The organism is Azospirillum sp. B506 (assembly GCF_000333595.1).
GTDB lineage: Bacteria > Pseudomonadota > Alphaproteobacteria > Azospirillales > Azospirillaceae > Azospirillum.
The window spans coordinates 1-1338 of record NZ_BADK01000911.1; the positions used below are offsets into that span (position 1 = coordinate 1).

General features: G+C 67.9%; 1 protein-coding gene. It reads right to left on the bottom strand.

All coding sequences use genetic code 11. The features are described 5' to 3' along the window. Nucleotides 1–1178 (bottom strand): TldD/PmbA family protein (locus I71_RS28330; protein ID WP_042702095.1); only part of this gene is annotated, 1178 nt, incomplete at its 3' end. Nucleotides 1179–1338 lie beyond the last annotated feature (160 nt).

Sequence of the window (1338 nt, forward strand, 5' to 3'; positions counted from 1 at the left end):
ATGTCGACCTGACCGCCGCCGAAATTCTTGGCGTAGATGCCCTTCTTGACCGAGGCGATGATCTCGTCCGGCGTGTGGTTGCCGTTGCGCATCACCGTGTTGGTCATGCGCGGCATCGGGTTGTAGGCGAAGCTCTGGCGCCGGCCGTTGCCGGTGGGGCGCATGCCCATCAGGCGCGCGTTCATGCGGTCCTGCATGAAGCCGACCAGGATGCCGTCCTCGATCAGCGTGGTGCACTGGCCCGGCGTGCCCTCGTCATCGACGCTGATCGAGCCGCGCGAGTTCTCGATGGTGCCGTCATCGACGATGGTGACGCCGGGCGCGGCGATGCGCTGGCCCATCAGGCCGGAGAAGGCGGAAGTCTTCTTGCGGTTGAAATCGCCCTCCAGCCCGTGGCCGATGGCCTCGTGCAACAGGATGCCGGGCCAACCGCTGCCCAGTACCACCGTCATCTCGCCGGCCGGGGCGGGGACGGAGGCCAGGTTGACCAGCGCCTGCCGCAGAGCCTCGTCGACGAAGCCGCGCCAGGTCTCCGGCTGGATGTAATGTTCGTAGGTGACGCGGCCGCCGCCGCCATAGCCGCCGGTCTCCATCCGGTCGCCCTCAGCCACCACGACCGAGACGTTCAGGCGGACCAGCGGGCGCAGGTCGGCGACACGCACGCCGTCGGCGCGGATGATCTGCACCGCCTGCCATTCGCCGCTGATCGAGCAGCTGACCTGCCGCACGCGCTCGTCCTTGGCACGGGCGTAGGCGTCGATATCGGCCAGCAGCTTCACCTTCTCAATGAAGGGGACGAGGTGCAGGGGGTTGTCGGGGATGTAGAGCGCGCGGTTGGTGCCGGCCGGCGGTTCCGCCAGCGTGCCGGTGTGGCCGGCCTGGACGGCGCGCACGGTGGCCGCGGCACGGCGGATCGCCTCTTCCGACAGGTTGCTGGCATGGGCGTAGCCGGTCGCCTCGCCGGCGATGGCGCGCAGGCCGAAGCCCTGGGTGGTGTCGAAGCTGGCGGATTTCAGCTTCCCATCGTCCCAGCCCAGCGACTCGCTCTGGGCGTATTCGAGGTACAGCTCCCCATCGTCGGCACTGTGCAGGGCGTCCTGCACGACGCCTTCCACGCGGGCGCGGTCCATGCCGGCGCGGTTGAAGAAAAGATCGTCGGTGACGGCAAGCGCGCTCATGAAAACTCCGAACCTGTGATGGGGCGGAACCCGGCCCGATGCGAAGGGCGACCTGATTCCGTGGTAGGACACAGTGTCATAGCGGGCGGCCTCGCGGCCTGCCGTACGATGTGTTCTAACGGGCTGACTATAGTGTGGCGACGCGGCGCATCCGCAAGTC